This is a genomic window from Methanosarcina flavescens, assembly GCF_001304615.2.
Taxonomy (GTDB): domain Archaea; phylum Halobacteriota; class Methanosarcinia; order Methanosarcinales; family Methanosarcinaceae; genus Methanosarcina; species Methanosarcina flavescens.
This window is the reverse complement of sequence record NZ_CP032683.1, coordinates 2,693,872-2,719,532: the sequence shown is the minus strand read 5'-3', so window position 1 is coordinate 2,719,532 and position 25,661 is coordinate 2,693,872. Positions and strand designations below refer to the sequence as shown.

The following is a 25,661-nucleotide window of genomic DNA, read 5'->3' as shown; positions in this document are numbered from 1 at the left end:
TATTCCAATCAAATGGTAGAAATAATTGCCATGAGTGGTCACGTCATGGACTCGGCTATTTTTACAAGTTCTTCTTCACTTACTGTGCCTGCAATTATGACGTAAATATTGCCATCGTTATACCTTAACATTTTATTACCAAAAGTCTCTGTAATTTCTCCTTTTAATTCTCCAATTGTAACATTTTCGGCATTTGGTACAGGATACTTGGACCGAGTTTGAACAATAGTTAAAAGACTTCTTCCTTTAGCATAAGATAAAGAGACGCTATCCGCATATTCGCCAATTGTAGCACCATTGAATTGATAACCAGCAGAATAAGAAGGTTTCAATATTGTAAAATTTGCACTTTCCTGAGCTTCTTCCATGCTAATTTGGTTTGGGAGCGATGTATTTGGCTTTACAATTTTCGCATCTGCTGGTAGAATAAATTCAAACTCATTATCACTGACATCGGTGTTTACAGATATGTTTATGTATTCTACCCTCGATTTATAACCTCCAAAATCTCTATCGATTCTAATTGGAATCCAGCTTTCCTTATCTATCCATATATTCTGGGATATTATGGCAGTCTTATTTTTTGGTATAGCCTCAATTACATAACAAGACTTACCAGATAATTTTTCATCCCCAATCAAGCTCATATCATTGATTATGGTTAAGTCTTTAAAAATCATGCCATAATCGAAACTTGGCATTCTTTTAGAATCTTCTAGATCTTCTACTGTTACTTCATCCTTGTCCGAATGGTACATCCAGACAACTTCACCGTTAGAGATTGTTGTGAAATTTTCGACTTTATTAACACATTTATATTTGTTTGGTTTCTCAAACAAAAAATCCATTTCTTGAGCTACTTCTTCTCCTTGAAAATTTGTTGTAGAAATCATTGTCGCCTTGAATACGTCAATAGACTCATATTTATCCTGTGTATGATACATTATTTCTTCAACGGTTGGTTTATCGTTTGTATCTTCCAAGCATCCACCTGCCATTATATTGAGGAGAAAAATCATAATTATGAGTTCTTTTAACATCTTAGGGCCTCTCTTGCTCAATTTTATTCGCTAAGTTTTAATGAGTATTTAAACGATTATAATCGGTTATATGCCTTCGTTATTGACTTTGAGGCATATATTTATAATAAGATATCAAAAAAGTTGTTATAAAAACCAGAATAACAAATCCCATTTTAAACCACCGATTCATTTTTGGACTGAGTTTTGGAAGACGCGAAATAATTGGTTTCATAAATGGAATCGAAAAAGCCATGCCAATGGAAATCAAAAGCGAAGAAAGCACATGCGCAAAATAAGTATATTGTGGGTAATAAGTCATTATTATTACGCGAGTAGCTAATGAGGCCACATAAAAAATAAAAAAAGTAAAAAGAGGGTTTAACATTAACATAGCCCCGCTCCTTCACATACTTCGCTAGTTGCCCAATTGCATGCCTTATAACTTACAATAAAGCTACATAGCGCCCAACAAGTAACCCCTGTGAAAGCTATCCAAGCTGGATGTGGAATTCTTGTAGCTATTATGGTACATACTTGTTTGCATCCGTAAGCTGAAATGAGATCACATATTTCACCGACAGCCCACATGCAGAAATCACAAGATAGTCCCGTTATTTGTACTTGATCCGTGACAGAATCGTACTGCAATACTGTTAGCTCACCGTTATTTGCTACACCTGCCATTGCAGCATTTCCAAGTTCATTGGAAGCAAATACGATAACAGCTGAATCATTATTTGTACCATTAAATGGCATCGTTACAATTGTAGTTGTTACTGTTTCATTTTCTGTTGTTGTAGTTGACTTCATTGTATAGATTTCTTCAATAGAGGAAACATACCCTAATTTTATCAATTCATCTCTCAACTTTGAGACACTTTCATCTGATAATGCTTCTGCTGTGGCTTTTTTCTGTTCTTTTTCGGATAGTTCTATGGTTTCCACTTTAGCATCTGAATAATTAGCATACTCAGAACTTAACGAACAAGCTGGACAATCTGTTAATGTGTTAGAACTGTCTTGCTCAGTCTGTACATTAGGAGGGCATGCCAATGCAGGCGTAACCAGTATCATACCTACAACGAGCATTATCATGAAAAGCCCGCTAATTTTTCTAACTTCGTCATTTAATCTCAATTTATTTCACCTCTTTACTTTAATTCAAGAGGCAAGAAGCAAACTTTAAAATAGTTAGAAAGTTATATACTTCATGCCTTCGGGTATGCAGGCAAGAAGCAAACTTTAAAATAGTTAGAAAGTTATATACTTCATGCCTTCGGGTATGCAGGGTTCAGCATTGCCCTCAAACTCTACTGAATCCTGCAACATTCCCACTTACTCAGTTATTAAATAATCCTTTATAAGTTTTCCGGCCAATTTCTCTAACTATCAGAGATAAGAGAATCTTTACAGATCTAAAATGAGCTACAAAAAACAGTTAGAGAGCTTGGCCGGAAGTTCTATATAGAACAGTTTAACGCCAATTGTTTAAAGTCTACAGCTAGTAACCAGGTTTTCACTAAAAAGAATAATCTATATACCCTTTAGGATATAACATCTCTTTGCGGCAAAATTGGACTTTACGAGATCTTCTGATTTTTATAATTTTGTTATTGATGTCTTTTTACCTCAAGATGGGTAAAGTCAGCTTTTATTCTTGAGACTATATAGACTCAGGGTTTAAGAATAAGTAGACTAGAGAAAAAAGATGTAGCGAGATTGAAGCAGACTTTTCAGAAATTTTTTGATAGCCGTTATTTTAAAACTGGATTCAAGGTTATTTTATCCATATTTTTCAATCAAGTTTTCATAAGTAGGGTTTACTCTATAAATAATGTTTTTTCCTTCTCTTTCTTCATTTATGAGCTCCACTTCTTTAAGAGTTCTCATATACCAGCTAATTGTAGCTCTGGAAACTCCGATTTCATGTGCAAGAGCTGAGTTCGTATTACAATTCCCATTTTGTATTTCTGAAATTATTCTTTGACTTGTTACGTTTTGAAGGGCAGAAATAATTTTTCTCTCTTCATGATAAGTGGAATTATTTTTGAAATACCTAATCTTTCCACTGTCTTTATGGACTTCAATTTTGTTCTGAACTTCTAGAATAGTTATATGATGCCTTACTCTTCCTCTGCCGAAGCCTGTTTTTTCTACAATTTCACCGATGCATGCTCCCGGTTTAGTTTTAATATATGTATAAATACTAGACCGATCAGGATTATCTAGTACGTTTTCTTTATTTACAATTTTAAATCCCAGTATTACAAAAATGAGCTTTGTAAAGTACAGAACGACGTCTATTATTGATAAAATTTGCATTGCAGTCAGCCAGAGCAAAAACTGCCAGTAGGGTATTAAGGTATCCTCAAGTTTTACTACCTTTTCTCCTTTAATTGAAGCTCCGGCTTGGTCACCTGGAGCTGAGCTTACAACATATTCTGTAGCCTCAGCTGTTGTTGTTAAAAGAAAAAATAGTAAAAAGAAGATAACCTTTTTTTCAAGCTTAATGTTGGTAAACATTAAATGTGTAGTCTTCGGTTCCACTAACCGATTCTCCGTAGACATTGAACTTCCAGGTTCCCTGTTGCACGTATCCCTGAGAGGGATCTATGTTGAGATGTATCCTGCCATTTGTACTTCCGTCAGAACTATCACGGTAAGTTCCGAGTTTGCTTCCAGAGGGGGTGTAAATGGTAAGAGTAAGTGAATCGCTTGTGTCTCCCCAGTTTAAATCCACTTCAAGGTAATTCACTCCTGAACCTACGTTTACATTGTGAGTTATGGTCTGTCCCTGAGTTATATATTGGGTTGACCGTAGAAGAGAAATAGAATTCTCTGTATCAGAAGAATTTTCTGTTGAGGGACTAACAACATAATCGTATCCAGCAGAATCTAAAGTAACTTTAGTATCAGAGTTTTCCGCATATGCTTCCTCTGCTGAAGCCGCAGGAACAGCCATCAATCCTATAATAATGCATAAAATCAACATTTTCCAGGTTTTCATACTATCACCCAAAAATTAATTAGAAACCCAGACATATATAGTTTCTGTGCAAACTCTCAAACAATCAATGTACATATTTATGAAATATTGCTACGAAACTAAAAGAATTGCCTGAAAAAAGACATAAATATGCCCTTTACTGAGAATATTTTTTAAAAAGGAAAAGTTACAAGGACGTTTTCCATCCCTGCGTCAGAAAAAAATTGTGAGTTTTTATGTGACTTGTAAAAGCTTTTAGAGAAGCCTCTTTCCTGGCTCTGTGAAGGCTTTGCACTCATAAACTTCAGTAATTTTCATAACGGCAAGGGCTTTTGCAGGAAATCTCTCTCCTATGCCTTTGACCATTTTGTACATTTTCTCGTAATCTTCACCCTCGGTCTTGATCTCAATGTCCCCTTTTATCTGGTAACAGCCCTCTATTTCCGGGCCCCAGACATAAATTGCTCCTCTAGGATTTTCGTCAAGGTTCTTGCGGGTTTTTAAGAAATAATTGTCTGTAATCCAGATTGTTTCTCCATCTTCCTGCAATTTGCACATTCCTATAGGTATTACGTTCGGTTCTCCACCCTTAGATGCGGTTGCAAACGGAAAGATTTTCATCTTTGCAAAATCTTGCTTCATTTCATCAGTTAACTTTACCATTTATTCACCCTTCATTGAATCAGTTTTTAATGATATGGCTTCAAACCGTATATAACTTTGAAGGAAACAAATATAAAGCGGTCAAGAAGTTGTGTTCTATCTTTTTTTCTTATAAGGAAAAATACAGCAAGAATATAGACCAAAGAAAAAAGAAGATGATGGATGGAAGATAAAGAGAATGCCAGACAGATGATAAAATAGATGCAAAATGGAAGAAAAAAGCTGGAAGAAAAAAGGCACTCAGAAAGACAGAAAATGAATAGAGGATTTAGATAACAAGTATGAGATAAAAGTATGATAAAAATGAACAAAAAATGAGCCGGAAATAAAATTCGAAATCCTTCTGATTTTAACAATCGAACACTTTATCCAGAAAGTATTGGTGAATCCGCAAATCTTCTGTCAATTCAGGATGGAAAGCAAGAGCTAACACATTTTCCTGCTCTGCGGCAATAATCAGATCATCAAGCCTTGAAAGCACACGAACTTCTGGCCCACAGCTCACGATTCTCGGAGCCCTTATAAACACGCCGGTAAAAGGAGAATCAAGAATCTCCACCTCAAACTCGGCCTCGAAGGAATCTCTCTGACGCCCAAAAGCATTCCTGTTGACCTTCGTATCCATAATCCCGAGCAGTTCCTGGCTGGTTTTCTCAACCTGTTCGTCACCTTCCTTTGCAAGCACAATCAAGCCTGCACAGGTCCCAAGAATCGGAACTTCTCTTGTAACCGCGTCCTTAATCTCCTCTGCAATTCCCTCACGGGCAAGCATCCTGCAAAGCGTGGTACTTTCCCCGCCAGGAATAACAATTCCGCCGCATTCTGGAACAACTCCTTTTTGCTTAATAGCGACTACCTCAGCCTCAACCCCTCTTTCTGTAAGGGCTCTCCTTAAAGCATCAATGTGTTCAGAAACCGCTCCCTGAATAGCGATTACACCAATTTTCATTAAAAACACCATTTTCAGAATTAATCCTATTTATTGAATCAAAAATGTAAAAAATAATATTGGTTTTATTCTTACAAACTTGTAAGAATAAATTTATATAAAAATAAAATTTTAGCCTCTTGAAAGAAGCTAAACGCGAATTCTTCTAAAATTGTCTGCATAAGCGCAACCGTTGCGCCGGTTGATCACGCCGATAGGGTTTGGGGATAAGGCTTTCAAACACAACCGTTGCGCCGGCTGACCACGCCTCCGAGACGTTTTCGGTCAAGCCTTTTCTGAAAAGGCTTGTGATCAAACTTTTTTTGAAAAAGTTTGTGGGCAAGCGTTTTTTTGAAAGGTTTGCGAAAAGTTTGCGTTACCAACCACGTTCCTGAAGAGCTTCTTCAACAGGAATCATGCTTGCGCTGATGCCTTTCATGCCAGCGCCCACGCCTTTTGAGATTTCTGCAAGTTTTGCAGGGTTATCAAAGTAATTTACAGCTTCAACAACGGCTTTTGCCATTTTCTCAGGGTTTTCAGCTTTGAAAATTCCTGAGCCAACAAAGACCCCGTCTACTCCAAGCCGCATCATAAGGGCCGCATCCGCAGGGGTTGCAATTCCACCGGCTGCAAAGTTTACAACTGGCAGACGCTGCATTTTTGCGGTTTCGATTACAAGTTCGATAGGAGCTTCGATATCCCTTGCAACCATAATCAGTTCTTCTTTAGTCTTCCCGGCAAGTGCACGGATCTCGCCCTGAATCTGCTTCATGTGTTTAACTGCCTGGCTGACATCTCCGGTTCCGGCTTCCCCTTTCGTCCGGATCATGGCTGCCCCTTCGTTAATCCTCCGGAGGGCTTCTCCGAGGTTTCGAGCTCCGCAGACAAAAGGCACGGTAAACTGCGTTTTGTCTATGTGGTAATAAGGGTCGGCTGGGGTCAGAACCTCGGATTCGTCCACCATGTCAACACCAAGAGCTTCCAGGATTTCTGCTTCTACGAAGTGACCTATCCTGGCTTTTGCCATTACAGGGATTGTAACCGTATCAATTATCTGCTGGATTACTTCAGGATCGGCCATACGCGCAACTCCGCCTGCTTTCCTGATGTCGGCAGGAACAGACTGGAGAGCCATAACAGCAACTGCTCCGGCTTCTTCTGCGACCCTGGCCTGCTCTGGAGTTGTAACATCCATAATCACACCCCCTTTCTGCATTCTTGCAAAGCCCCGCTTAATAAGCTCGGTTCCGTGTCTTAATTTTTCAAAGTCCATGAATGTCTTCCTCTCTGTTTTGGTATAATTATAAGTCTTATGCCGTGGGAAACCCTTTCCACGGTGAAATGACTCTCGGGTTTTTTTCCATTGTTGCAACCAACAGGTTGCGATTTTCGGTTAGTTATTTCTCAGGTGAATTGTGAATACGCTCAATAGTTAAAAGCATTATTTAAGTTATTCCTTGTGAATAACTACAGAACAAATTAAATTATAATGATATACGACCTTTCCCTTTTTTCCACGAGAGTAAAATTCTCTTAATCCTGTACGGTTCGTTCCCCCCTCTTTAGCAAGTGCATTACAGAGCCTTACTGCAACCTTTTAATCTGTTTTTTGTTTATAGTTTAAGGTTATTAACACGATTTCAGTCTTCATATACTATATATGATCTCCTACTGATTCTAAGATATAAAGTTTTCTCAGGACATAGGGCAAACAGGATTCGAAGAATTTCTCGGTAACCCCTGAATAATTCAATATTTCCTATTCAATTCTATAGACTTCAGCCGGACTTTTCCAGTGATTTTCTGTCCAACTCACTCTCCTGGGCGCCTGCAATCTCCCTTCTATAGAGGTTGAGTTTTATGCAGGCGACTGTAGATATCCATATTGTAGATGCAGGGACGAAAGCTTCCAGGAATTCTATGAGTTTAAAGCTGAGAAAGCTTGCAGCTTCGATGGCATCAAATCCGACAGCAAGAACAAAGCAGGAGACTCCGAACAGCAGAAGGGCAATAAATACCCTCAAAACTCTCTGTTCCGCACTTCCAGTATCATCAGGGAGCCCTTTTCGTATAATCAGAATGTATGCTACATTTGTGCCAAGGAAAAATCCTGCTGCTTTAGCACTTACCAGAGATAGAGCTGCAAGCGCAGGAAGGAGAACTAAAATAACGAAGTAAAAAATGATATTCTGCCACCTGAATGCAAGTTCGAAGTTCTCTTTCCTGAAAAACTCATCTTTCAGAGGGCTTTTAAGAAATAGGATAAAAGCGGTCAGTAAAATTAAGCCTAATGTCGTTCCTCCCAGCACATCTCCCAGGAAATGCCTTCCCAGGTACATCCTCGAAAACGCTACAAGCAATACCATTATTGGAGTCATGATTTTAATTATTCTGCTGCAGAAAATTGCATAGCTTCCTCCCCAGAGTGCAGTTGTAAGTGAAGCATGCCCTGAAGGAAAACCAAAACACGAGTGTGTAAGTGCTTCATCATGACGGAACGCTTCAAGAACTTCCTTATCTGGAAGTACGAACACACCATCAGGTCCATCCCCACTAAAAGGCGAGGTACTCTTTACTCCTGATTCAAGGTTAAGCACTCTATTATCTACAAAATCCGGCCTTGGAAAAGCGACTATTGCCTTAATAATCTCGGTAATCAGCCCTGTCCAGATTAAGAGCTGAAACAGAAGAAAACCTTTCCTGAAACTAATCCCGAAAGTGATGCAAATTATTACGGCAGCTAAGAAGGCTGACGACCCCATTTTAGTTATCAGGATCATCAGGCAGGTAAACCACACATTTCCTAGGGATTGCAGATAAATTATAGGCTCGGTCTGGAACAAAGGTTCTGTCTCCTGATAGGTAATTGCCTGTGGTATCAGCTTTCCTCAAAAAGACAGGGTAAAGCCGGATATCAGGGAATCTATAAAATTTCTTATCGATTCAGGGCAGTTAATTATTTTAATTTTACTGATTTATTTCCGCACTGGATAATCCGTTTCAACATTGCAGGCACAATACTGTATAGCGGGCTTTTTCCGGGACTGTCTTTGCCCATCTTGCAATGTTTTCAACACCTGCGATGTGGAATGCTACCATAAAAAGAGATGTAAATATCGGGGTAATAGGAAGCGTGCTTCATAGCGCTTTATCAGGATATTTAAAGAATACAGTTAGCACAAAGGAAAAACTTATATTTCTCAAATCCACACTTTACTATTTATTTTCATATGTATACTAATTTTGCCTGGACTCCGGGATTCCATTAAGAGAACAAAAGATTTGCATAATACATATACAGAAGTCAAAGTTATGTCAGAAATATACGCTGGAGATCTCCGGAAGTATAAATCAAAATTCTATGTTAAAAAATGTCAGAAATACACAAAAGAAACATCAGGGTTTTTCTTTTAAGGAAATAATAATCTGTATGTTTATATCCCTTAGCATATAATTTTCTATTAATATATCTGGGAATTATCCTGTTATATGAGGTATGTCAGGCTCATACATAAACCAGATTTCCAGAGCCTCCCGGAATCTCTAGTATTCCGGGAAAGGACATCCAAATTGCAGGATATTTCCCAGTGTATATAATTTTGGGGGTAATAAATTCCATGAACAAATTAGTTTTATTCTTGCTCATAACGAGCCTGCTTAGCGCTTCAGGTGGTGCGGCTGCCTCTTATTGCAATTCTGAGGTTTCGGATTTTTCCGGAAAGGTCTGCAATGATACCGAGAGCAAGCACCTGGCTTCACCGCAGGATAACTGTAATGAGACCAGAAATAATTCATCCCTGATAGAGACTGAAATTGTAAATATTACAAGCTTGTCTAAGGTTTATCCGGCTTATACAGCAGTTCCGGCTGAAGAAGGGAATTACCCGGCTATAGTGCTGATTCACTCATTCAGAGGGTTCGAGCCCGGCTATCAGACTATGGTGGACAGAATGGCTGAAGACGGATATTTTGTGATTGCTCCTTTCTGGCAGACACACTCCGAAGCTCCTTCGGATGCAGAGGTGGAAGCCCTTATCAGGAACAGCACAGCTTACATTGAGACAAGGGATGATGTAGATACCGAGAGATTGGGTCTTACGGGCTTCTGTGCTGGCGGCAGGTATACCATGCTTTTCCTGCCCCAGATTGAAGAGTTCGAATCAGGGGTAGCCTGGTATGGTTTCCCTTACATGGGCGGAACTGAGACCCAGCCCGACATACCGGCAGATCTGATAGACCAGCTTGATGCGCCTATGCTTATAATACACGGCACCAGGGACCAGTATAGCAATGTTACTGATATTTACAGGTACGCCAGTGAACTGGACGCAGTTGATAAGTATTTTGAGCTGAAGGTTTACCAGGGCGAACCTCACGGTTTTATGATTACAGAAGATGGAGAACTTTCCGAAAGCTTTGTTGCACAGGACGCATATGAGGAGATGATAACCTTCTTTGACAGAACATTGAATAATTCGAGCCCGTAAGAACGTCAAACAATTCAACGCTGTAAAAACACCAATAATTCGACATGGTAATTTGAGAGGGACTATCCTCTCGTTACCAAATTCTATTTTTAATGAGAGGCAAACATCTCCTTTTTTATAAAAACAGATTCTCGTTCTACCTGCAACCCTGAGGAATTGCTTTTAACACCTAACTTTTGCTTCCCATTATTCTCAAAAGTAAAGACGACTTTACAACTCTCGCACACGTTTTTTCAAAAAGAAATAATATATCTTTAATTTTACATATTATTATTATAAAAATCCGTGCAGGAATAAGATCATGGTGAACGTAATTTCCCATATGGGAGTGGGTCTACTCATAGGTCTGGCTTTAGGCCTGAAAGGAGACAAGTTGAGAGCCGTAGTCTTATTATCCGTGCTTCCTGACCTGGATTACATCCTGTACTCTACATTTGTCTTTACCGAAATCAGTCTGAGTCCTGAGACCAGAAACCAGCTTTTCTACCTGATTGGTCACAGGGAATTCATGCATTCCGTACTCTTCATTGTCCTTGTTACACTTTTTATCTGGTTTAAGACAAAAGACTGGCTTTTTACGGTCGGAGGACTCCAGTCCCTTTTCTTCCATTCCTACCTGGACTACGTTACAAGCTGGAAAATGCGTCCTCTCTATCCGTTCAGTACGGATACGTCTATTATGGGAGCCGTTTATTTCTTTGACCCTCTGTTAAATTTGCTCCCTCTCCTGCCTCCCTTCATTGTGATTATGGGAAGTTTGAGCCACGGGAAAAAAATCAACGGGAAAATAAAAGGTCTCTGCACGTTAATATCAAATATCGATGATAAGCTCTATGCCTCTCTAATTCTTCTGTTACTCTTCTGGCTAACCTTCATGCCGATTTCAAAAGCTCTCCTGATCAACCATATTTCCTGGACCGAAGAAGCCGAGATAAGCTACCAGAGTACCTATCCTGAATCCGTGGACAGGTTCCTGACAGCGTACTCATATAACTCTACACATTATAAAGTCCTCAAAGTAGGTTATCTCTCAGGGGTCGAGGAAAGCTTCTATGTTGAAAAGGTTTCCGTAGAGGGGAACATCTCGGATTCTGAGGATTATATAAAAAGAGCGGAGAATCTTTACAGGGGAGGTGTAACTGAGGAAATCGATTATCCTGTCTACAGCGTTTCGGAAGATAATGATACGGTAACGGTTACCCTCAGTGATGCAAGAAATCCGTATCTTGAAGAACTGGCTTATTTTAAGTCGTTTTACAGGTTTGTTTTTGACAGGAACAATACAGAGTATGAAGTCTACGCAGGTATGCATGGGGGCCGGGAGGAGAGGCTGGGCAGGAACTGGTATGGATGAACTTCTCAGTATTATCATTCCCTTTACACCTGATCGAATTACTATTTATCAATTCTTTTATATAATATCAGTCGAATATTATAGATGCCTTCTCAGCAGACTATCAAAAAGAGACTACTCAGACTAAATCAGAAAGAGTGCTTGGAGTACAACATTAAAATCCATGATTTAGATACGCAGTTAGAGGGCTGTAAAGATCTGTTAAGAATTATTAAAAATTATATAGATACTATCCAAAACATCAAAATTCGGTTAAAAACTTTACACAGACGGTAAATTTATGGTAAATACACTTTCCCATCTTGGAGTTGGTCTGCTACTTTCCTATGCTCTGGGCCTTAAAGGAAGGAAGAGACTGGTTTTACTGTTTCTTTCTTTACTTCCAGACCTTGACTACTTTACATATTCGATATTTACGCTTATCAGCGGCAGTGTAAGCCATGAGGCTCGTAACCAGCTATTCTACCTGCTTGGCCACAGGGAGTTTACACACTCGATTTTTTTTGCTTTCCTTGTCGCACTTCTGATCTGGTTCAGTACTAAGGACAGACGCTATACTTTCGGAGGGTTGCAGGCTGTTTTCCTTCATATTTTGCTCGATTATACAACAAGTGCAAAAATGCGCCCCTTCTATCCGTTCAGTGCCGAGGAATCAGCCCTCAGAGCCATTTATCCCTTCGACCCAATTCTAAACCTTCTCCCGCTGCTGCCTCTGTTTATAGTGGCTTCAGAATTTGTTAAAAATAGAAACAGGCAAGGTATTAGAAACTGGGGCGGGCTGAACATTATAAGCAGCAATAACTGGATTATTAAAAACGGGGATAGACTGAGCACTAAAAACAGGAACATTTGGAGTACTAAAGACAGGGATACCTGGAGCAGGAAGCTTAATGGGTTAAACAGGTTCCATGGTCTTGTGAACAGGAACGAGAGGAAATTCTATGCCTCCGTAATCCTGGTTCTCCTGCTCTGGACTGCGGTTTTTCCGGTTGCAAAAATCTTCCTGATCAGGCATGTTTCCGATACTGAAGGGACCGAGATAAGCTACAGGAACACTTATCCGATATCCATCGGCAAATTCCTTGCAGCCTACCCGTACAGTGATACCCATTACAAGCTGATAAAAGTCAGCTACTGGTCAGGAATTGAGAAGAGCTTTTATGTCGAAAAAGTCTCTGTAACAGGCAGCGTCCCTGACGCCCAGACGTATGTCGAAAGGGCAGGAAAACTTTACAGTGCCTCAGTACCCCAGGCAATTGATTATCCCGTGTATTCAGTCTCCGAAGAAAACGGACTAGTAACCGTGGTTTTGAGCGATGCCAGAAATCCGTATGTTGACAAATGGCCTTACTTCGATACAGTCTACAGGTTCGTTTTTGATAGGGAGAGCGGAGAATACGAGGTATATGAGAGCCATTATGGAAGACCGGAAAAGAAGCTCGATAAAAACTACTTTGAATAACTCAAATAAATAAATATAAACTGCTTCGAGTGAAGCTGCTTTGAGTGGAACTGCTCTTTGAGTGAAACTGCTCTTTGAGTGCTCAAATAAATATAAACGTGCTTTTGATAGAAAAAGTCCTTATTTCCGATTACCCTTAAAATAAAAAGGTAATTGGAAAAAATTTAATCAGAATAGAACAGACATTTTAAAGACGATTTTTCGATTAGATTTTTCGATTAGATTTTCCGATTATTTTCTTATTTTCATGAAGTATTTGTCTATTTCTTCCCAGTTGATTATATTCCAGAATCCTTCTATGAACTTGCCCCTATCGTTCTTGTAATCAATATAGTAAGCATGTTCCCATACATCAAGGTCCATGATAATCGGATAATCAGGCACCAGATTTACATTGTGCTTCTCTATCTGCATAATCATGAGCCTTTCTGTGTCCTTACAGTAGGTCAAGGCTGCCCATCCGGAACCTTCAACACTTGATGCGACCTGGGAAAACTCCTTTTTAAACCTGTCAAAGCTTCCGAAGTTGTCCTTGATCATCTCAGACAGTTCGCCGACCGGCTCTTTGCTTGAGTTGCTCTCAGGGGTCATCTCCCACCAGAAAAAGTCATGAAGGACATGCCCGCTGAGATTGAAAGTCAGAGCTTTTGCGGCGGCTTTATAATCAAAATCCGTTCCCTCTTTCCTTGCCTTGTCCATCATCTCTATAAGTGAGTTTGCATTGGTCACATAAGCCTGATGATGCTTGTCGTGGTGAATGCGCAGCTGTTCTTCGGAAATGTAAGGTTCAAGGTCTGAATAGCCATATTTCAAATCTGGTAACTTGTATAACCCTTTAGCCATGTTGTTATCCCCTATTCCTGATCAAATACATATTAAATCGCCAGATGGCAATTCCAATGCAGAATATAGTTATACGCCTCATCTATTTAAAGGTAAAAGATACAAACTATGAAAGATTCTTGTAGAAACCTATCTGGATTAGTATTAACTCTCTGGATATTATAAGAACACTAGCTATTTTATCTTCTGTTTATTCTATCTTCTGCTCATGCTATCTTTTTTCTTTTTGGTTTCTTCTGCCTCTACAAACCTTTCAATTAAAAATATATATTTTCACAGTTATCTTCTTTAACTAAGGGATAAAGAAAATGGTAAACACACTCTCCCACCTGGGAATTGGCTTCCTGATCGCTCTTGCCCTCGGCTTCAAAGGAAAAAAGCGAAATGAAGTAGCTTTCATGTCAATTCTTCCGGACCTGGATTTTATACCATATGCGGTATTTGCCCTCATCGCCGGCAGTATAAGCCACGAGGCTAGAAACCAGCTTTTCTACCTTTTCGGGCACAGAGAATTCATGCACTCCATCCTTTTCATCCTGCTTGTAACGCTTCTGATCTGGCTCAAAACAAAAGACCACCTGTTCACAGTTGCCGGGCTTGCAGCCATCCTTTCCCACGTTTATCTCGATTACGCGACAAGCTGGAAAATGCGCCCCTTTTATCCGTTCAGCACTGAAACATCCACCCTCGGAGCCGTTCACTTTTTCGACCCGTTGGCAAACCTCATTCCCCTGCTGCCCGTTTTTATAGTACTCGTGAGCTACCTGAAAAACCGGGGAAAATGGAACGGGAAATTCGAGAATTTCTGTGCCTTTGTCACGAACAACCGTAGCAAATTCTATACAACCCTCGCAGTCGTGCTTGTAATCTGGCTTGTTGCAGTCCTGCCTGCGGCAAAACTATTTCTTGTGAATTATATTTCTAGCGCGGAAGGCGCAAAAATCAGTTATCAGAATACCTACCCCTCATCCTTTGGGAAGTTCATTACCGCATACCCTTATAACGCCACTCATTACAAAATCATGGAAGTGAGCTACTGGTCAGGCATCGAAAGAAGTGATTATATCGAAAAAATTAACGTGACCGGCGACGTTCCCGATGCCGTTGCCTATGCCGAAAGAGCCGGAAAACTCTACAGCACAGCCCTTCCCCAGGAAATCGATTATCCTGTCTACAGCGTTTCGGAAGAAAACGGCTCGGTAACTGTCACGCTGAGCGATGCCAGAAATCCGTATGTTAAGTACTGGGCTTATTTCAAGAAGGTTTACAGGTTCGTTTTTGATAGGGAAAGCGGAGAGTATGAGGCTTATGCGAGCGATAGGCAGGGGGAGAGGGAGGAAAGGTTGGAAGAGAACTGGTTTGATAAAGATTTAAAATAGTTTAAATTTTATTTTAAAAAATTAACATTTTCCAGATTTTTCTGTCAAATTATTTGACAAAACTTAAAAATAATCAGTATATATCATTTTACATGGAGAAAGAAGCCTTCCTGCATCAGTTTGAGTCATCTTTAGCAAATAATGACAAAAGATTGTTTGCTAAAACCATTTATGATCTTCCTGCTGATGTAATAGTTGGCTTTACTAAAGAAGAATTTTCGCGAATTGTTTACATATCGCATCAATTTAGTTCACAAAAAATGGACAGATTAGTTAATACTCTTGGAAACAAAGGGCAATTTTTCTTGAAAAGGGCTTCAAACGAAATCGATAAGATAAATAGTTGTCTTCTAAGTAAATTTTATTATAGTTTATTTATTTCTCTCTGTGGAAATAATAAAGAAAGATTAAAAAGTGCATTAGGGAATAATGCTGGTGTCTGTCTTATGCTTGCAGAAATGGGTATTGATAGCAGGGAAAACCTTGAAACTGCTATCCGTCTTTGTGGAGACGCAATGGAAATATTTCCCATAACGAGTGGATATTATACTGCTGCGTTGGTTAATGGATATACTGCAATACAAATACTTTCTAAGATGGGCATTGATAGCAGGGAAAATCTTGAAACTACTATCCGTTTTTATATGAATGTTAAGGGAAATTTCCCCAAAAAAAGCACGAGTTATGCGGATGTCCTGATAAAAGAGGGTGATGCACGAATAAAACTTGCCGAAATGGGCATTGACAGTAAGGAAAATCTTGAAACATCTATTCATCTTTATGACAATGCTAGAAAAAATTTCCCCGAAAAAAGCATAAATTACGCGGATACACTGATGAAAGAGGGTAACACGAGGATAAAACTCGCCGAAATGGGTATTGACAGTATAAATAACCTTGAAACTGCTATCCGTCTTTACATGGAAGGTAGGGAAATATTCCCCAAAACAAGCACTGAATATGTGCGTTTATTGTTTAACGAGGGTACTGCAAGACACGCACTTGCTGAAAATGGTATTGACAGCAAGGAAAATCTTGAAACTGCTGTCCGTATCTTTGGTGATGCTAGGGAATACTTCCCAAAAACAAGTGTTGATTATGCTTTTTCATTAATTAACGAGGGTAATGCGAGACAAATACTTGCTGAAATGGGCATTGACAATAGAGAAAATCTTGAAACTGCTGTACATTTATATGGGGAAGCGAGGAAAATAGTTACCAAAACAAGCACAGAGTATGCTCACTCGTTGATGAGCGAGGGCTCTGCAAGACAAAGACTTGCAGATATGGGTATTGATAGCAAGGAAAATCTTGAAACTGCTATCCGTTTTTACATAGATAGTCGGGAGATTTTTCCCAAAACAAGTTCAGAGTATGCTTCCTCTTTGACGAACGAAGGCAATGCAAGACTAAAACTTGCAGATATGGGTATTGATAGTAGGGAGAATCTCGAAGCTTCTGTCCGTCTTTCTTGCGATGCTAGGAGGATATTTCCCAAAACAAGTGCATCCTATGCTGGTGCGTTGATGAATGAGGGCAATGCGAGGCAAATACTTGCTGAAATGGGCATTGATAGCAGGAAAAATCTTGAAACCTCTATCCGTTTCTACAAGGAAGCTAGGGAAACATTTCCCAAGACAAGTATAGATTACGCTCGTTCGTTGGTGGCTGAGGGATCTGCAAGACAAACACTCGCATTGACGGGAACTAATATCAAAGAAAATCTTGAGACTGTTATCACTCTTTGCTGTGATTCTAGGAATATTCTTTCCCCAATAAGCATAGATTATGCGCATGCACTTACTAACGAGGGTTCTGCAAGACAAACACTTGCTTTAATGGGAATTGACAGTAAAGAAAATCTTGAAACTGCTATCAGTCTTTACGGTGATGCTAGAGAAATTTTTACCAAAACAAGCGCATCTTACGCTCTTGCATTGATGAACGAGGGTGCTGCAAGACAAAGACTTGCAGATATGGGTATTGATAACAGGGAAAATCTTGAAACTTCTGTCAATCTTTACGGCAATGCTAGAGAAATTTTTACCAAAACAAGCGCAGATTACGCTCGTGCGTTGATGAACGAGGGTAATGCAAGAAAAACACTTTCAGAGATGGGGATAAATAGCAAGGATAATTTTGAAAAATCAAAGGAATTGTATTTGCAAAGTATCTCAATTCTTGAAGAGTTAGGAGACGGATGGGCATATTCTATTTCACTATTGAACTTTAATAATCTACTGAAAGAGAACTTCTACAAGACCGGAGAAAAGAAGTATCTCGAAGAGTGGGAGAAAAGTCTCGGCGATATTGAAGAAAAAATAAAAGATCGAGATATCAGGTATAAAGAACTTTTACTGGCACGAATTTATGAAATACGTGCTAGCTTGTTTGAGTTCGAGGAAGATATTGGGGTATCTAATGCAGCTCTTGAATACTATAAAGCCTATGAAATCTCACACAATGTTTTTTATAAATTTATGAAAGATTTCTGTCAAGCAAGAATAGTTAAACCTTCAATTTTTTGTAAGCTTGTATCTGATTGGAAAGAAATAGAAAAAGAAGGTATATTTCTTGACTATTATGACTATGCTGTCTTTGAGTGTCATCTGGAAAACGCCTTAAAAAGCACAATTAATGAAGAAGATGAGTTGAAACTTGCAGTAGAAAAGCTTAGAGAAATCAGAGACAGAACACAAATTAAGATTATTAAAGATAGAGTCTCGGCTTACATCCATCTCTTGCAGGCTCTTATTGATTGCTTTAATAAGGACTCCTACAGGGAAGCAGCAGAGAATGTTAAAGAAGGCTGTAAAATCTTCCGTGAATATGGAGATAAACAGGGGCAACAAATGTGTGAGATTTTCCACAACGCAGTTGTGAGAGAAAGAGATCCCGATGCATGGCAAGAGATAATTCGAAACAGGGAGTTCTCATCTAACTTTTACAGTTTGCTCTGCGAATACTCAGACCGTAAAAGAGCAAACCTTGGATTTTATAGGTTTGACCAAGTACACGAAATGCTGGGCGCTGTCAGTAAGGACATAGAGCAGGTAAAAGATATTTCAACGCGTACCGAGAGCAAAGTGGATGAAATCAAGAGCGATCTAGAGGACATCAAGGACAAAATAGATTATGTGACCATTTCTCTGAAACCCGGAATAAAAGAAGAAGTTGAAATTTCTGTAGGAGCTGAATATTTAGGTACTGGTGCAAAACATATAATTACAATTTCCTTACAAGATATCTCCTACTCAGAACTAAAAGAAGATCTAGAAAAGATAGCAGGAAATAGAATCAACAGACTCTCTGACATTCCGCCAAAGTTAGCCAATACAATTAAGGCATATTTGCTCCGGCATGGAAAGGAGAATATACTTGAGAAATTAGCTTAAATTTTAGAATCATTGATTTTCTCTTAGCTTTTAGTCGTGACAATGTTGCTAGCAACGATAAGAAACGATGATTGTTTAATGTTTGATCCCTTTTTTGTTTTGGAATCTTTTGTTTTTGTTTCTTTTCGGTCTCCGCCGCCTGCTCCGCAGGCGGTACCAACCCTGTTTTCTAAGTCACATTTCCTTTAAAACCGACTCATAAATCTAAAATTCTAAAAACTAAACCTTCCGGTACTCAGTCTCAGAAAAATCAATTTTAAAAAGCCCACCTCGAGAAATAAATCTCCGCCCGGCTCCCCTCCGGACAAAAACACCGCCGCCGGAAATCAATCCCCAAAAAAATCTTTATTCCGGCAGCAGTTTGAGTGAAAAGTTATTTCTCTTCACCCGCTTGCGTTATTCAGTCTTCTTCAACTTCTTCGGTCTCGTCTTCATCAACGTTTTCGGTTTCTTCGGCTTCTTCGTCGGCGGCTTCGAGGTCTTCAAACTCTTCAGGCTCTTCAAAGTCTTCTTCGTCTTCGTCTTCCTGAGGATCGGTTTCATTGCCGGCTGAGGCTGCTTCTGCGGCTTGCCGGGCTCTGGTGGCTTTGAGTTTCAGTTCCTCTTCGGCTTTTCCATTCTGGATTCTTGCCACGCCTGCGACTGTGTCGCCGGATTTGAGGTTAATGAGCCTTACACCCTGAGTGTTTCTACCCTGGATTGAGATATCTTTGACCGGGATGCGGATTATTATGCCATCTGCGCTGGTGAAGATAAGCTCGTCATCCTGAGCTACGGACCGAACTCTCGAAACCGGGCCATTTCTCGCGCTGGTGACTATCGTTTTCACACCTTTTCCGCCGCGGCGGTGCAGAGGATACTGGGAGTACTCAGTTCTTTTGCCAAAGCCATTTTCAGTAACGGTCAGGAGAGTTGCGTTCTCGTCAACAAGATCCACGCTGACAACTTCGTCGTCAGGGCCGTCAAGGGTCATACCGCGGACACCTCTTGCAGTTCTGCCCATAGGGCGGACATCTTCTTCCGAGAAGCGGATGGCTTTGCCTTTTCTGGATACCATGACCACTTCCTTTTTCCCGTCGGTCAGCAGAACCTTCACAAGCTCATCGCCTTCATCAAGGGTGACTGCGATTATGCCTGCTTTTCTCGGGTTCCTGAACTCGGAGAGAGACGTCTTTTTAATAATGCCTGCCCGTGTTGCCATAAGCAGGAAATGGTTTTCGTCAAACTCCTTAACCGGGATCATGGCATTGATCATTTCGCCTTCCTGGAGTTCAAGGAGGTTTACTATGGCTTTGCCTCTGGACTGGCGGGAACCTTCCGGGATCTCATAGACTTTCTGCCAGTAGATCCTTCCCAGGTTTGTAAAGAACAGGATATAATCGTGGGTTGAAGCAATGAAAAGATTTTCCACAAAATCTTCTTCCTTCATCTCCATGCCGATTATACCCCGCCCTCCACGGCGCTGCATCGTATAAGTGCTGAGAGGCAGGCGTTTTATATAGCCTCCGTTCGTAATCGTGACCACAACTTCTTCTTCATGAATGAGATCCTCTTCCCTGACCTCAGCAGTTGCAGGTACGATTTTTGTCCTGCGGGCGTCGCTATATTTTTCCCTTAGCTCCAGGAGTTCATTCCTGATTATCTCGTACTTGAGTTCATCTCTTTCAATAATTTTCTCCAGTTCACCAATCAGCTTCTTAAGGCTCTCAAGTTCCTCAATGACCTTTTGAGTCTCAAGCCCTGTCAGGCGCTGTAACCGCATATCAAGGATAGCTTTTGACTGTATCTCATCAAGGGCGAAATTCTCCATCAAACCTCGCTTTGCTTCATCCGCGTTTGCCGAGCCCTTTATAAGAGCAACAACGGCGTCTATGTTATCCAGGGCAATTTTCAGCCCTTCAAGGATATGGGCTCGCTCCTCGCTCTTTCTGAGGTCATAAAGCGTCCGCTTCTGGATAATCTCCATCCTGTATTCCAGGTAGATTTCAAGAAGTTCTTTCAGGTTCAACTCCTTTGGCTTTCCATCAACAAGAGCCAGGTTAATTATCCCAAAAGTGGTTTCCATTTGTGTGTGTTTATAGAGCTGGTTTAAAACGACTTTAGGATTCGTGCCCCGGGAAAGTTCGATAACAACCCTGATTCCTTCCCTATCAGACTCGTCCCGAAGGTCTGAAATTCCAACGATTGTTTTTTCCCGAACTAACTGGGCAATGTTTTCAATCATCTTGGCTTTGTTTACCTGGTAGGGAATTTCGGTTACGATAATCTGCTGCCTGTCTTTCTTTAACTCCTGAATATCGGCAACTGCCCGAACCTTTACAGTGCCACGCCCTGTCATATATGCCGATTTTATGCCTGCGGTCCCGATAATATTAGCCCCTGTTGGGAAATCCGGCCCTTTGACCACAGTCATGAGTTCAGGAACAGTGGCGGCTGGGTTTTCGATAAGCATCAGGGCTCCGTCAATTACCTCTCCTAAATTGTGGGGAGCCATATTCGTCGCCATCCCGACTGCGATACCCGTGGATCCATTAATAAGGAGATTCGGAAGCTTTGCAGGAAGGACTTCGGGCTCTTCCAGTGACCCATCATAATTGGGTCTGAAAGGTACGGTCTTTTTGTCGATGTCAGCCAGCATTTCCTCTGCTATCTTGTCCATACGGATTTCGGTGTAACGCATGGCAGCAGCGGAATCACCATCTATTGACCCGAAGTTTCCCTGCCCATCAATTAAAGGATAGCGGAGGGAGAAATCCTGAACCATACGCACGATGCTGTCATAAACCGCAGAATCTCCGTGCGGGTGGTATTTACCAAGCACGTCTCCCACCACACGGGCAGATTTTTTATATGGCTTGTCGTATGTGATTCCTGCTTCCTTCATGGCAAAAAGAATCCTGCGATGGACAGGTTTTAAACCGTCGCGGGCATCGGGAAGAGCTCTTCCGACAATGACACTCATCGCATAATTAATATAAGAGCGCTTCATCTCGTCATCAATAAGGATGGAAGTAACTCCCACCCTTTCGGGTTCAGGCTCCTCGTCCTCAGGCTCTCCGTTTTTCGGCTCCTCAGGTACAGGGTCTGGTAGAGTTATTTCAGCGTTCTCATCCAGCTCCTCTGGTATGGAGTAGGGTGCAGTTTCCTGTTCTTCTGCTTCCGGCTCTTCGTCCTGCTCATCAGGGATAAGCGTAGATTGATAAAACTTTTTCATTTCAGATTCCGATTTAGATTCCGATTTGTTCTCTTTTTGGTCATTTGCCATTTTTAGCCACCTCAGATATCCAGATCCACAACTTCTTTTGCATGCGTTTCTATGAAGTTCCGACGTGGCTCCACTTCATCTCCCATAAGGATCCGGAAGATCTCATCAGCCCGGATTGCATCATCCAGGGTTACCTGTAAAAGGGTTCGGCTTTCAGGATTCATTGTGGTTTCCCAGAGCTGTTCAGGGTTCATTTCTCCAAGACCCTTGTAGCGCTGGATAGTAAGTCCTTTTTCCCCAAGTTCTTTCTTCTTTTCATCCAGTTCCCGGTCTGAGTACACGTAGTATTCTGCCTTTCCCTTCTTTATGCGGTAAAGAGGAGGCTGGGCTATGTACACGTATCCGGCATCGATTAAAGGCCGCATGTACCGGAAGAACAGTGTCAAGAGAAGGGTCCTTATATGCGCTCCGTCAACATCGGCATCGGTCATGATGATTATCTTGTGGTAACGTGCACTATCAAGATCAAAGTCCTCACTGACGCCTGTGCCTATGGCTGTAATCAGGGAAACAACCTCGTTGTTTTTCAGGATCTTTGCAAGCCTGGCTTTTTCCACATTCAGGATCTTTCCCCGCAGAGGAAGAATTGCCTGGAAACTCCTGTCTCTGCCCTGCTTTGCCGAGCCGCCTGCTGAATCTCCTTCCACAATATAGATTTCACAGACTGCGGGATTTTTATCCGAACAGTCCGCAAGTTTTCCCGGAAGGGTACTGACTTCAAGAGCACTCTTTCTTCGGGTCAGTTCTCTTGCTTTTTTTGCAGCTTCCCTGGCTTTCTGAGCAAGGAGTGCTTTCTCAAGGATAACATTTGCAACCTTTGGATTCTCCTCAAAGTACTCGGCAAGCCCATCAGTTACAAGGGAGTCTACTATGCCTTTGACATCGCTATTTCCTAGCTTTGTCTTGGTCTGCCCATCGAACTGGGGTTCCAGGAGTTTGACACTGATGATTGCAGTCAGTCCTTCCCTCACATCGTCGCCTGTAAGTTTTATATCCTCTTTTGAGAGCTTGTTGGCTTTGACGTAATCGTTTGCAACCCGTGTCAGGGCGGTCTTGAAACCAATAATGTGGGTTCCGCCTTCATGAGTATTGATGTTGTTTGCAAAGGAGTACACATTCTCAGCATAGCTGTTTGTGTACTGCATTGCAATTTCGACTACCATATCGTCTCTCTGCCGTTCGAAATAGATTGGTTTGTCATGGAGAGGCTGTTTTTTCTTGTTCAGGTACTCAACGAATTCTACTATTCCGCCGTTATAAGTGAAAGTATCAGCCTGCCCATCGGGGGTTCTTAAATCCGTGAGGCTGATAGTAAGGCCCCTATTCAGGAAAGCAAGTTCCCTTAATCTGCTTGAGAGTATATCGTAATTGAAATCCGTTGTTTCGAAAATTTTTGTATCCGGCTTAAAAGTGGTTTTTGTGCCTGTAGTCTCGGACGCTCCGATTTCCTGGACGCCAGTCTCGGGCTTTCCACGGGAATAGCGCTGGAAATACTTCTTGCCCTCTCTTGATACCTCTACTTCAAGCCATTCCGAAAGTGCATTTACAACAGAAACCCCTACTCCATGCAGTCCCCCTGAGACTTTATAGGTGTTCTTGTCGAATTTACCTCCTGCATGCAGAATCGTCATTACGACTTCAAGTGCGGATTTCTTGTAAAATGGATGGGGATCGATAGGGATACCTCTCCCATCGTCCAGGACTGTCACACTTCCGTCCTGATTGATTGTGACATCTATCCTGGTACAGAAGCCTGCAAGAGCTTCATCAATACTGTTGTCTACTACCTCATAGACTAGGTGGTGGAGCCCGCGGCTATCCGTGCTTCCTATGTACATGCTGGGCCGTTTCCGGACAGCTTCCAGGCCTTCCAGCACCTGGATGCGCGAGGCATCGTAAACCTGTTTATCACTCATCTTGGTTTATTCTCCATAAAAATCTGATAAGTTATCTGAACTATGTATCATTTCAATATTTTTTTAAAAATTCGCGGGAAAACTTTTATCAAAATAGGACTTTAGGAATCGTGCCAAGTCTGTAAGTCTTCAATTTTTATTGAACAATTTTTATATTTAATCCTTATCTTTTCTACCACGAACCAGATTCAATATGCGCTCATACATTTTAAGCCTTTAGATTCCCTGAAAATTGCACAAGATTTCTTGGTATCAATCCTTTTAAAACAAGTGATTTTTAGCATAATTTTGCAGCCGAATATGTGCTTTTCATACTAATTTTTTAGCAAGTCTTTAGTTTAAATAAATATTTTCTGTTTCGCTCACAAAAGTATCTCTCTAACAACAAGTCATGGCAGGAGTCGCGGCACTTATACGATCCTTCAGCAAAGCTTTACACGTTTGATTTCACTATATTTTCTAACAGCCTAAAAAGTAATTCCCGAATAAAAACCAGCTCGGAATACATCCTGTTCATCATGATGCGCTATTAATATTCAGTTATGTCAGCCAGAAGGATTCGCCCGCAGTTTACATTAAGTCAAAACCCCCGACGATAATTTTGAATGTAACTATATAAATTTAACCAGGGCCGTTGACTCGAGACCGTTGAGCTGAAACCGTTGAGCCGCTTGACCACGCCGACCATGCTGTTTTAGTTAAAGCATGGTTTTTGATCAAACTTTTTCTGAAAAGGTTTGCGATAGAACCTTCTCTCAAAAGGTTTTCGCTCAAGACTTTTTTAAAAAGGCTTGTGATCAAACTTTTCTTAAAAAGTTTGTGTTTGTGAAAAGGTTTGTAGGGTGCGGGTTTTAAAGCATACCCAGTTCTTTTAACCGGTTCGGAAGATAAACCTCGGTTACGAAATCGAGGCCTTTACCTGCGAAAGCCTGTTGTTCAGCTTTTTTACCTATATCGAGCTGGAGCTGAATCTGTTCTTTCCAGTAATCGGATTCGAAACGGGGATCGGAGAGCTCACTCCGCAGTGCGCTTATGTCCTGTTCTGTAAGCTTGTCGGTCGAGAGTTCATATTCGACTATATCCGAGGGCTGGAGACCAAGGAACTTGGCTGATGGGGTTGCCATATATTCCGAGAGATGGGCACTTTTTATAGCCCCGTAGGCAACCGAGGCATAGATCCTGTAAGACCAGGGGTCGCCGTCCGTAAAAACGGCTACAGGGAGGTCTAGCTCCTCGTTCATACGTTTGATAATCCTGCGGGTTGACCTTGCAGGCTGCCCTTTTAAATGGACAAGGATCGCATTGTAAGCTTCATCAAAGCCGTTTTCCATAAGACGCGCGTACATACCACCGGTTTCTATGGCAATAATCATGCTTGCATTGTGGTCTTTGAATTCAATGTTTTCCACATTGAAAGGAATCTGGTATCCGCCTTCGCCCACGTCCTTCTGGCAGTGAATATTCCGTTCTCCCCTTTTTGTCTGCTCGGTAATTTCAATGGGTCCGAACATTGTAGCCCCGTCCTCCTCAGGGCGCATATGGAAAAATTCCCTCTGGAGAGTGGTAAGGAGTTCAAGATCTTCGATCAGGCGGTCGCTCTCAGCCTGTTCTTTGAACTTCGCAGCACCCCAGCCCTCTGAAATATAGTAGAGTTCTCGAAGCGTTGATCCGCGATTATGGGCGAGATGTTCGTTTATAAGGAAGTCTGTCGCGTAAATGGTTTTCAGGAGCTGGAATGCTCCTTTTACGGTTTTTGCGCTCCTTTCGCTTTCCCTGTCCCCGTAGACCCAGACATCACTCTCATCGGAATATTCTATATTCGTTTTTGTCCGGCTTGGAAGGCTGACGCTTGGGACAACCTCATTTTCAAACTGGTTGTAAATCTTCTCTGCAAGCTCAAACAGCTTTTTCCTCGCCAGGGCATCTCCCTGAGATATTTTGTTATTTGTTTCTCTAGCCAT

Annotated in this window: 17 protein-coding genes; 5 read left to right on the top strand and 12 right to left on the bottom strand. The window is 41.1% G+C overall.

Going from position 1 to position 25,661, the window contains the following annotated elements:
- Positions 1-38: 38 nt before the first annotated feature.
- The 8 genes from AOB57_RS11905 to AOB57_RS11870 all read right to left on the bottom strand — a co-directional run bounded on the left by AOB57_RS11905 (position 39) and on the right by AOB57_RS11870 (position 8,442).
- Positions 39-1,040 (bottom strand): outer membrane lipoprotein-sorting protein, encoded by a 1,002-nt coding sequence (locus AOB57_RS11905; RefSeq protein WP_054297662.1) that lies wholly within the window; start codon positions 1,038-1,040, stop codon positions 39-41.
- Between the two features lie 366 nt (positions 1,041-1,406).
- Positions 1,407-2,159, bottom strand: a complete 753-nt coding sequence (locus tag AOB57_RS11900) for a hypothetical protein (protein WP_054297660.1) — start codon at positions 2,157-2,159, stop codon at positions 1,407-1,409.
- 645 nt (positions 2,160-2,804) lie between these two features.
- On the bottom strand, positions 2,805-3,569 hold the full coding sequence (locus tag AOB57_RS11895; protein ID WP_054297659.1) for a winged helix-turn-helix transcriptional regulator: 765 nt from the start codon (positions 3,567-3,569) through the stop codon (positions 2,805-2,807).
- Entirely contained in the window at positions 3,529-4,041 is a 513-nt protein-coding gene (locus tag AOB57_RS11890; protein WP_226999491.1) for a pre-peptidase C-terminal domain-containing protein, read from the bottom strand. The genes AOB57_RS11895 and AOB57_RS11890 overlap by 41 nt, the downstream gene beginning before the upstream one ends.
- 222 nt (positions 4,042-4,263) lie before the next feature.
- Positions 4,264-4,671 carry a pyridoxamine 5'-phosphate oxidase family protein gene (locus AOB57_RS11885; protein WP_054297657.1) on the bottom strand — a complete coding sequence of 136 codons (408 nt, stop codon included), beginning with the start codon at positions 4,669-4,671 and terminating at the stop codon, positions 4,264-4,266.
- A gap of 349 nt (positions 4,672-5,020) precedes the next feature.
- Complete coding sequence (pdxT, locus tag AOB57_RS11880; RefSeq protein WP_054297656.1) at positions 5,021-5,620, bottom strand: pyridoxal 5'-phosphate synthase glutaminase subunit PdxT; 600 nt, start codon at positions 5,618-5,620, stop codon at positions 5,021-5,023.
- 355 nt (positions 5,621-5,975) lie between these two features.
- Complete coding sequence (gene pdxS / locus AOB57_RS11875) at positions 5,976-6,872, bottom strand: pyridoxal 5'-phosphate synthase lyase subunit PdxS (protein ID WP_054297655.1); 897 nt, start codon at positions 6,870-6,872, stop codon at positions 5,976-5,978.
- Between the two features lie 505 nt (positions 6,873-7,377).
- Positions 7,378-8,442, bottom strand: coding sequence for a phosphatase PAP2 family protein (locus AOB57_RS11870; protein ID WP_054297654.1), 1,065 nt, complete (start codon positions 8,440-8,442; stop codon positions 7,378-7,380).
- Positions 8,443-9,216: 774 nt separating this feature from the next.
- Here AOB57_RS11870 and AOB57_RS11860 point away from each other — a divergent pair.
- The 3 genes from AOB57_RS11860 to AOB57_RS11850 all read left to right on the top strand — a co-directional run bounded on the left by AOB57_RS11860 (position 9,217) and on the right by AOB57_RS11850 (position 12,902).
- A complete protein-coding gene (locus tag AOB57_RS11860) occupies positions 9,217-10,086 on the top strand; it encodes a dienelactone hydrolase family protein (protein WP_082384030.1) in 870 nt (289 codons plus the stop codon).
- Between the two features lie 301 nt (positions 10,087-10,387).
- Complete coding sequence (locus AOB57_RS11855; RefSeq protein ID WP_054297653.1) at positions 10,388-11,440, top strand: metal-dependent hydrolase; 1,053 nt, start codon at positions 10,388-10,390, stop codon at positions 11,438-11,440.
- A 280-nt stretch (positions 11,441-11,720) separates the two neighbouring features.
- On the top strand, positions 11,721-12,902 hold the full coding sequence (locus AOB57_RS11850; RefSeq protein WP_054297652.1) for a metal-dependent hydrolase: 1,182 nt from the start codon (positions 11,721-11,723) through the stop codon (positions 12,900-12,902).
- Positions 12,903-13,133: 231 nt separating this feature from the next.
- Here AOB57_RS11850 and AOB57_RS11845 read toward each other — a convergent pair whose 3' ends face one another.
- The gene (locus tag AOB57_RS11845; RefSeq protein ID WP_054297651.1) at positions 13,134-13,745 is read right to left on the bottom strand and encodes a superoxide dismutase; all 612 of its coding nucleotides are present in this window, start codon (positions 13,743-13,745) and stop codon (positions 13,134-13,136) included.
- 308 nt (positions 13,746-14,053) lie between these two features.
- On the opposite strand from AOB57_RS11845, the gene AOB57_RS11840 reads away from it, so the two are divergent.
- Together AOB57_RS11840 and AOB57_RS11835 are read left to right on the top strand one after the other, a co-directional pair.
- Positions 14,054-15,124 carry a metal-dependent hydrolase gene (locus AOB57_RS11840; protein ID WP_054297650.1) on the top strand — a complete coding sequence of 357 codons (1,071 nt, stop codon included), beginning with the start codon at positions 14,054-14,056 and terminating at the stop codon, positions 15,122-15,124.
- A gap of 92 nt (positions 15,125-15,216) precedes the next feature.
- On the top strand, positions 15,217-18,519 hold the full coding sequence (locus tag AOB57_RS11835; protein ID WP_167829616.1) for a Clp protease N-terminal domain-containing protein: 3,303 nt from the start codon (positions 15,217-15,219) through the stop codon (positions 18,517-18,519).
- A gap of 400 nt (positions 18,520-18,919) precedes the next feature.
- Here the strand turns inward: AOB57_RS11835 and gyrA are convergent, their stop codons facing one another.
- The 3 genes from gyrA to AOB57_RS11820 all read right to left on the bottom strand — a co-directional run bounded on the left by gyrA (position 18,920) and on the right by AOB57_RS11820 (position 25,661).
- Complete coding sequence (gene gyrA / locus AOB57_RS11830; protein WP_226999490.1) at positions 18,920-21,784, bottom strand: DNA gyrase subunit A; 2,865 nt, start codon at positions 21,782-21,784, stop codon at positions 18,920-18,922.
- Positions 21,785-21,795: 11 nt separating this feature from the next.
- Positions 21,796-23,700, bottom strand: coding sequence for a DNA topoisomerase (ATP-hydrolyzing) subunit B (gyrB, locus tag AOB57_RS11825; protein WP_054297648.1), 1,905 nt, complete (start codon positions 23,698-23,700; stop codon positions 21,796-21,798).
- An 851-nt stretch (positions 23,701-24,551) separates the two neighbouring features.
- Positions 24,552-25,661, bottom strand: coding sequence for a DNA topoisomerase IV subunit A (locus tag AOB57_RS11820; RefSeq protein WP_054297647.1), 1,110 nt, complete (start codon positions 25,659-25,661; stop codon positions 24,552-24,554).